The sequence below is a fragment of the Rhodanobacter sp. PCA2 genome (assembly GCF_013620825.1).
Classification (GTDB): Bacteria; Pseudomonadota; Gammaproteobacteria; order Xanthomonadales; family Rhodanobacteraceae; genus Rhodanobacter_A.
This window is the reverse complement of record NZ_NJIC01000013.1, coordinates 20,651-28,677: the sequence shown is the minus strand read 5'-3', so window position 1 is coordinate 28,677 and position 8,027 is coordinate 20,651. Positions and strand designations below refer to the sequence as shown.

Annotated in this window: 5 protein-coding genes; 4 read left to right on the top strand and 1 reads right to left on the bottom strand. The window is 64.1% G+C overall.

The features are described 5' to 3' along the window. Nucleotides 1-211: 211 nt before the first annotated feature. Nucleotides 212-2,356 (bottom strand): S9 family peptidase, encoded by a 2,145-nt coding sequence (locus PCA_RS05250; protein ID WP_181301546.1) that lies wholly within the window; start codon nt 2,354-2,356, stop codon nt 212-214. 212 nt (nt 2,357-2,568) lie between these two features. Here PCA_RS05250 and PCA_RS05245 point away from each other — a divergent pair, with 212 nt between their 5' ends. From PCA_RS05245 to PCA_RS05230, 4 genes are all read left to right on the top strand, one after another. Further along, nucleotides 2,569-2,997: a pilin gene (locus PCA_RS05245; RefSeq protein ID WP_181301545.1), complete on the top strand. Its 429-nt coding sequence runs from the start codon at nt 2,569-2,571 to the stop codon at nt 2,995-2,997. 318 nt (nt 2,998-3,315) lie between these two features. Then, complete coding sequence (locus tag PCA_RS05240) at nt 3,316-3,738, top strand: pilin (protein ID WP_181301544.1); 423 nt, start codon at nt 3,316-3,318, stop codon at nt 3,736-3,738. Between the two features lie 80 nt (nt 3,739-3,818). Further along, entirely contained in the window at nt 3,819-5,762 is a 1,944-nt protein-coding gene (locus tag PCA_RS05235) for a hypothetical protein (RefSeq protein ID WP_181301543.1), read from the top strand. Between the two features lie 127 nt (nt 5,763-5,889). Further along, entirely contained in the window at nt 5,890-7,977 is a 2,088-nt protein-coding gene (locus PCA_RS05230) for a hypothetical protein (RefSeq protein WP_181301542.1), read from the top strand. Nucleotides 7,978-8,027: the final 50 nt, after the last annotated feature.

Sequence of the window (8,027 nt, the reverse complement as noted above, 5' to 3'; positions counted from 1 at the left end):
AAGCTCTACCCCCTCCCGACCTCCCCCTGCAAGCAGGGGGAGGAGAAAACCCATGCAGGCTTAAGAGGAAACGAACCAGTGCTCCCGCGCGGGCATCGAGCGAAGAAAATCCGCAGCAACTCCACGCAGCGGCACGGAAACAAGCCCACGCCGCGCATCAACTCCCTCCCCTGCTTGCAGGGGAGGGTTGGGGAGGGGTCGGTCGCCCCGCCTACTTCCCAGTCCCCGGCTCCGCCGTCCACTGCTTCAGCCACGCGTTCACCGTGTCATGCCACAGCACGCTGTTGTGCGGCTTCAGCACCCAGTGGTTCTCGTCCGGGAAGGTGAGGAATTCGCTGGGGATGCCGCGGCGCTGCAGCGCGGTGAACGCACCCAGGCCCTGGCTGAGCGGGATGCGGTAGTCGAGGTCCGAGTGGATCACCAGCATCGGCACGCGCCAGTCCTTGACGTGGTCGATGGGGTTGAACTTCTCGTAGTTGGCCGGCACCTCGTACTGCGTGCCGCCGTTCTCGTGTTCCTCGAACCACAGCTCCTCGGTGGCGTAATACATCATGCGTGCATCGAACACGCCGTCGTGGTCGATCAGGCACTTCCACGGCTGGTTCCACACGCCGGCGATCCAGTAGGTCATGAAGCCGCCGTAGCTGGCGCCCAGCGCACACGCCCGGTTGCCGTCGAGGAAGCCGTACTTGTCCAGCGCGGCCTGCCAGCCGAGCTTGAGGTCCTCCAGCGGCTTGCCGCCCCAGTCGCCCGAAATGGAATCGGTGAACTTCTGGCCGTAGCCGGTGGAGCCGTGGAAGTTGATCGTCACCACCGCAAAGCCCTGCCCTGCGTAGGTCTGCGGATTCCAGCGGTAGCTCCAGCCGTTGGTCATCGCGCCCTGCGGACCGCCGTGGATGATGAAGGCGACCGGATACTTCTTGCCGGCCTGGTAGCCGGCCGGCTTCACCACGTAGCCCTGCACGGGTTCGTTGTTCCAGCCCTTGAAGGTGAAGAACTCGAAGTCGCCCTCGTGGGTGTTCTTCAGCAACGCGGCGTTGTAGTGGGTGACCTGCTTCAGGCCCTTGCCTTCGGCATTCGCGACATACAGGTCGGACGGGCGCTTGAGGTCGCTGCGCGCCAGCAGCAGCCGCGAACCGGCCAGCGAATAGCCGTCCACCGAGCCGTTGCCCACCAGCTCGCCGACCTTGCCGCTGGCCGTGTCCACCGCAAACAGCGGATGCTGGCCCTGGTCGTCGGCGGTGACGTAAAGCGTCTTGCCGTCGGCGGAAATGTCCATGCCACCGGGCGAGCGATCCCATTGCGGGTCGAGTTCGCGCGTCGCGCCGGTGGCAAGGTCCAGCGCCATGATGCCGAAGCGGTCCGCCTCGAAACCCGGCACCTTCATCGCGAGGTAGTACAGCGTCTTGCCGTCCGGCGAAGGCACCGGCCAGGCATCCCACGCCTTGTTGTCGGCCGTGAGGTTCACCGGCGCGGCGGAACCGTCGGTCGGCACCTTGTAGATGTCGAAGTTCGTCGACCACGGCTCGCTGCGGCCGGCGATGCGCACGTCGAAATACACGGTCTTGCCGTCGGGCGAGAACGCGAACTCGCTGTCGTCGCCGAACGGCTTGCTGGGCACGTCGCCGTCGATGCCGCGGCTCAGCAGCACGGGCTCGGCCGGGAGCTGCCCGTTCGCATCGAAGCGGCCCAGGTACAGCTGGTTGCGCGTGCCGTCGGACCAGGTGTCCCAGTGCCGCACGAAAAGCTTCTTGTACAGCGTGCCGGTGGCCTTGTCCGACGCGCGCGTGTCCTGCTTCTGCTTGGTGCAGGCCAGCGTGCCGCAATCGGTGAACACCGCGTAGGAAAGCAGCACGCTGCGGCCATCCGGCGACAGCTTCCAGGCCTGCACGTCCAGCACGCCATGGCTTACCTGCACCGGTGCCTTGGCCGCAGCCAGACCCAGGCCGTCCTTGCCTGCCGTGAAATCCAGCCGCCACAGCTGCGCCGTGCCGCCCGCGGACGCCACGTAGTAAAGGCTCTTGCCATCCGGCGCCCAGCGCGGCGAGGACGCCCCCTTCGCCACCACCGTCACCGGCTTGCCGTCGTGCGACAGGTCCAGCACCTCGATCGCGTTGACGCCCTTGTTCGCCGCATAGTCCGTGCTGCGCACCCCGAACGCCGCGTAGCGCCCATCCGGCGAAAGCTGCGGATCGCTCACCCGCTGCATCATCACCAGGTCGCGCACGTTGAACGGATGCGGCGCGTGGTCCAGCGTGATCGCGGTATCGATGGGCGCCACCGTATCAGTGTCCGCCGCCAGCGCCGGCGCGGTCGCGAGCGCCAGCAGCAACGCTGCGGTCAGGGCTTGCTTCATGGTCTTTCCCCAGGGTGATTGGCAGACGGGCAAGGTAAGCAGATCGGTGGGGCGAAGCAAGCAAGCCGCTGTCCCGGGCAAATCAGTGACGCACTTCACAGGCAAGGCGAGCGGCCGCAAGCTTGCCCGCCATTGTCACCCCTGATAGGCCGAGGAGCCCCGTCTTGGTACGAAACCTGCGTATGGTCTGAAGAATTCCAGGGGGAATGACCATGTCAGGCACACGCACCGTCAGCGGCTTCACGCTGATCGAACTGATGATCGTAGTGGCGATCATTGCCATACTCGCCTCCATCGCTGCACCGCTTTACCAGACCTACGTCGCGCGCGCCCAAGCTACCGCGGCCCTCAGCGAGATCACGCCCGGTCGCACCGCCTACGAGACCCTGGTGAACCAGGGTGTGATCAGCGGCAGCAGCTACGCCAATGCGGACAATCTTGGCCTGCCTGGCGATACGCCGAACTGCACCATAACGGCCACTGCGCCCGCCAGCGGCGACAGCCGGATCCGTTGCACGCTCAAAGGGTCGGCCGCGATCCAGAACAAACATGTCGATCTCGTTCGCAACAGCAGCGGCGATTGGAGCTGCGTATCCGACCTTCCACCCAACTATATGCCGCGCAGTTGCGTTCCAGGGTGAGTCAACCCGGCAAGGTGTGACGAATAACGTCACTCCCTGCCCCGCAATGTCAGTCGACATGACTGCTTGGCGACGCACACCTCAATACGGCGATCCCGCACAACACTACCGCTTGCGCGCGCATTGCGAAGCTCAGCACAATCCAGTCGACTGTTCGCACAGAGGATGCGTTCAGTCGGCGACGTGGCATGCAACCTGCAACCTGTCGCAACGAGCTTCCTGGTCGTTCCCGACGACGCACGGCAGGGGCGGTTCCATCAGGGGGATGGGGCCGGGGCTCAGGGGCATCGAAGACCAATCCATCCAAGAGGAACCACCATGAAGAGCATGCAGAAGGGCTTTACCCTGATCGAACTGATGATCGTGGTCGCGATCATCGCCATCTTGGCGGCCATCGCCATCCCGCAGTACCAGACCTATGTGATCAAGTCGCAGTTCACCCGCGTGATGGGTGAGGCCGGCGACCAGAAGGTCACCGTGGAAGACTGCATCAACAACGGGCAAGCCACAGGCGCCTGCGTCTCGACTGCCACGTCCTCGGATCTCATTGCTGCCCCGGGCATCCCCGTCTCAGTGATTGGCGCTGCTGGCGCGCAATCCACTATCACTGCCACGTTCGGCAACCACGCCAATACAAACCTTGTCGGTAACGTTGTCTGGACTCGTTCTGCCAGCGGCAGCTGGACCTGCTCCACCACCATCACGAATCCCCAGAAGTACGCCCCTCTCAGCTGCCAGTAATTCGCAACACTCGTGTTGACAAGGGCCGCCTTCGCGCGGCCCTTGTTATTTGAGAACACAACCTAGGTGGCGACCCATCGATGTCACACGCGCCGAGGCAGGCTCCATATCGCACCCTATTCGTCTTCAGCGCACTGCTGCTGATAACGGCTGCCTTCTGGCCCGCCCTTCCCGGCGGCTACATCTTCGACGACTATCCAATCTTCGCCGAGAACCCCGCCATCCACGTCTCGGGCTGGCATTGGGCGGAATGGCATCGGGTATGGACGTGGTCGCACATCAATATCCAGCGTCCGCTGGCGATGCTGAGCTATGCGTTGAACTACGCACTGGGCAATGGCATCTGGGGTTTCAAGTTCACCAACCTGCTGATCCACCTGTTCAATACCGTGCTGGTGCTGTTGCTGGCGCGACGGCTGCTGGCCGCCGGCTGGCCTGCGCCTGCCGGCGACGACGATAAAGCACACTGGCGTAGCTTGGGCGGATGGGCCCTGGGCATCGCCCTCGCATGGGCCATCCATCCGCTGCAGGTATCGGCGGTGATGTACGTGGTGCAGCGCATGGAGCTGATGGGCTTCAGCTTCGTGCTACTGGCCCTGCTGACGTACTGGCGCGCGCGCCAATTGCAACTAGCCGGACGACGCGGCTGGCCGTGGCTGCTGCTGTGCGGCGTCCTGGTGGTAGTCGGCTACGGCGCCAAGGAAACCGTCGTGCTTGTGCTGGGCTATGCGCTGCTGATCGAATTGACCCTGCTGCACTTTGCTGCCGGCAAGCCCGCGCTGAGCCGCGCCTGGAAGGTGTTTTACACCGTGGGCTGTCTCTGTGCCGCTACCGCGTTCCTGTTCTATCTCTTGCCACACTACGCCACGGCGGCCGCCTATGCTGGACGCGACTTCACTGCCTGGCAGCGCGAGCTGACCCAGTTGCGCGTACTGCCCCTGTACCTGTACTGGAGCGTGCTGCCGCTACCCAGCCACCTGGTTTTCTACTACGACAACTTTCCGGCCTCCACCGGTTGGCTGCATCCCGCCACCACCTTGTACGGCGGCCTGTTCCTGTTGGTGCTGATCGGCGTGGCCGTAGCCATACGCAAGCGGCGCCCGCTGCTGGCGCTCGGCATCGCGTGGTTCTTCATGGCGAACGCACTGACCAGCGCGCCCATCGCGTTGGAGCTGGTGTTCGAGCACCGCAATTATCCGGCCCTGTTCGGCGTGGTGCTGGCACTGGCCGATCTTGTCCAGTGGATCACCCAGCGCAGCCGCTCGCGCGTATTCATTCTGGTGGCTTGCGTGCTGATCCTGAACCTTGGAGTGCTCACCGCGCTGCGCGCGGCCACCTGGGGCAGCAAGCTGCTGCTGGCCACGACCTTGGTGGACTACAATCCGGGCTCGGCCCGTGCCGCCCAGGATCTGGCGCGCAGCTACATGGCGATGTCGGGCGGCAACCCCGACTCGCCGCTGTACTCGCTGAGCATCCAGCAACTGGAACGCGCCACCAAGCTGTCCACGGATTCGCCGCTGGCCGAGGAAGCCTTGCTGCTGGAGGCGGCAAATAATCATGGCCTGTCTACCCAGCTCTACTGGGACAGCTTCAAGCGCAAGCTGCGCACGCGTCCGCTGATCCCTGACACCTATCTGGCGCTGAACAAGCTGATGACCGAGCGCACGGGCGGCAACGTCGGCATCGACGCCCACCAGCTCGCCGAGGCCTATGCCATTGCCCTCTCGCGTACTCCCAAGCGCGCAAGCCTGCACGCCGAATACGCCGAACTGGCTGGTGCCGTATTGCACGATGCGCCGTTGGCGATCGACCAATGGCAACAGACGCTGGTACTCGTTCCGGACGTTCGCCAATACGCAACCCGACTGGCGGACTATCTCGTCGAGCAGCAACGTCTACGTGAGGCCGTGGCCGTGATCGACAAGGCGATGGAGCTGCGACCGGACCTGCACAACGACCCGGCGCTGCTTGTACTGCAGACCAAGGCGAGGCAGCCGCACCAAGAAACCATGCCGGCCCACTGACCCGGCTCGCTGATCAGCATGCTCCGGCATGCGGTTGGCAATCCGCGGAAATCGTTAAGATGGTGGCACCTTTGCGCCATATGGGTACACGATTCATGCGCTTCGTTGCTCGCGGCGGCCCTGCGCGATGACTATCCGATATCGCGCCGGCTGGTTGCTGCTGACCGCCCTGTTCGTCACCATCGCGGCGTACTGGCCGGGGCTTTCCGGCAGTTGGCTGTTCGACGATTACCCCAACATCGTGGACAACCCGGGGGTGCAGCCACGGGAGGCCAGCGTGCCCGCACTGGTACGCGCAGCGCTTTCCTCGCCCGCCAGCGAATTCAAGCGGCCACTCGCCTCTCTGAGCTTTGCCGCGAACTACTTGACTGGAGGGCTGGACCCATTCGGCTGGAAGCTTGCGAACCTCATCATCCACCTGCTGAATGGCCTGCTGGTATTCGCGCTGGCGCGAGGGATTTTGCGGTCGCTCTCCCCTCAGCCCTCCTCCCCCGGCGACACTCGAGGAACGAGGAACAACCGCGAAGACAGGCTCGCCATGCTGATCGCCGCAGGCTGGATGCTGCTGCCGATCAACCTCACCGCCGTGCTCTACGTGGTGCAACGCGAGGAAAGCCTGGCAAACCTGTTCGTACTGCTGGGCCTGATCGGTTACGTGGCAGGACGTCGGCGCATGCTTTGTCCTCCCTCGACCTCTCCGCGCGACCCAGAAGGGGAAGTCGGGACCACGACATCGCCCGCCCCTGTCGACGGTACCCGCCTCGGGCTCAATCCGGGACGCAGGTCGGGATGGGGCGGCCTCAGCCTCTGCACTGCAAGCCTGACCGTACCCACAGCCATCGGCCTGTTGGCGAAGGAAACCGCAGTGATGCTTCCGCTCTATGCGTTCCTGGTCGAGTGGGTGGTGTTCCGGTTTCGGACCCCTACGGGGGCCGGCGATCGCCGGCTCCATGTCCTGTACTCAGTGGTGCTGGTCTTACCGGGAGTCCTCGGGTTGGCGTGGCAGTTGCCGATCGCACTAAACCCCTCCAATTGGGCCACGCGCGACTTCACCCTGGGCCAGCGTCTACTCAGCGAGGCCCGCATCGTCTGCGACTACATCGCATGGGCACTGCTGCCCACTCCGCATGCATTATCGTTCTATCACGACCAGTTTCACGTCTCGACGGGTGTGCTCAAACCGTGGACGACGCTGGCCAGTTTGCTGGTGCTGACGGGTCTGGTGACCTGCGTGGTCCGTCTGCGCAAACAATACCCCCTGACCTCGCTGGGCATCGCCCTCTTCCTGGGTTGCCAGTTGCTGACCGGCACCATCCTTCCGCTGGAGCTGATCTACGAGCATCGCAATTACTTCGCCAGCTTCGGGCTGCTGTTGGCAGTGATTCCGTGGCTGGCATCCAGCCTTCCACGTGGCGCATCGCCAGCCGCATCCCCAACCGGATGGCTGTTCCTACGGCGTACGCTGCTGGCTTGTCTGCTGCTGTGGTGGATCGGACTTACCGCGACGACTGCCTACGCCTGGGGCGACCCGTTACGACTGGCTCAGGAACTGGCGACACGCGCACCCGATTCGCCGCGTGCGCAATACGAATTGGGCCGCACCTACATCGTGTACTCACACTACGATCCCACGTCGCCGTACACCCGACTGGCGTATGCGCCGCTGGAGCGGGCCGCCGGCTTTCCCGAATCCTCGATCCTGCCGCAGCAGGCGCTGATCTTCATGAACGCGCGCATGGGCCTGCCACTCAAGAACGAATGGTGGATCAGCCTGATAGCCAAGCTCGAAGCCAGAAAACCCGGCGTCCAGGACGAAAGCTCGCTGGCTGCACTAGCCCAGTGCGCTCGTGACGGCGCCTGCCCGCTGCCCACCGATCGCATGGTGCAGGCGTTCGAAGCCGCGCTGGAGCATCCTGCTCCCAGCGCCAGATTGCAGGCCAGCTACGGCGATTACGCCTGGAACGTGCTGAACAACCACGCGCTTGGATTGCGGATGATCGAGGGGGCTGTGCAAGCTGCACCGAGCGAACCGGCCTACCGCATCACGCTGGTACGCATGCAACTCGCCGAGAAAAACCCGGCAGCTGCTCAATCGCAGATCCAGGCATTGCAACGCCTGAACATCGGGGGGAGGCTCGATGCCCCCCTCCAGAGCCTGCAGTTGCAGATGGCTACGCCGGCCACGCCCAACCCTGCGACCTCGGCGCCGCCATGACGTTCCGGCTCCCATCCAGTGCATGCCGCGGGTGGCAGCACGCTAGAATT

What these genes read in the sequence shown, in the direction of transcription:
- PCA_RS05235 (WP_181301543.1), top strand. Translation starts at nt 3,819, where the DNA reads ATGTCACACGCGCCGAGGCAGGCTCCATATCGCACCCTATTCGTCTTC.
- PCA_RS05240 (WP_181301544.1), top strand. Translation starts at nt 3,316, where the DNA reads ATGAAGAGCATGCAGAAGGGCTTTACCCTGATCGAACTGATGATCGTG.
- PCA_RS05245 (WP_181301545.1), top strand. Translation starts at nt 2,569, where the DNA reads ATGTCAGGCACACGCACCGTCAGCGGCTTCACGCTGATCGAACTGATG.
- PCA_RS05230 (WP_181301542.1), top strand. Translation starts at nt 5,890, where the DNA reads ATGACTATCCGATATCGCGCCGGCTGGTTGCTGCTGACCGCCCTGTTC.
- PCA_RS05250 (WP_181301546.1), bottom strand. Translation starts at nt 2,356, where the DNA reads ATGAAGCAAGCCCTGACCGCAGCGTTGCTGCTGGCGCTCGCGACCGCG.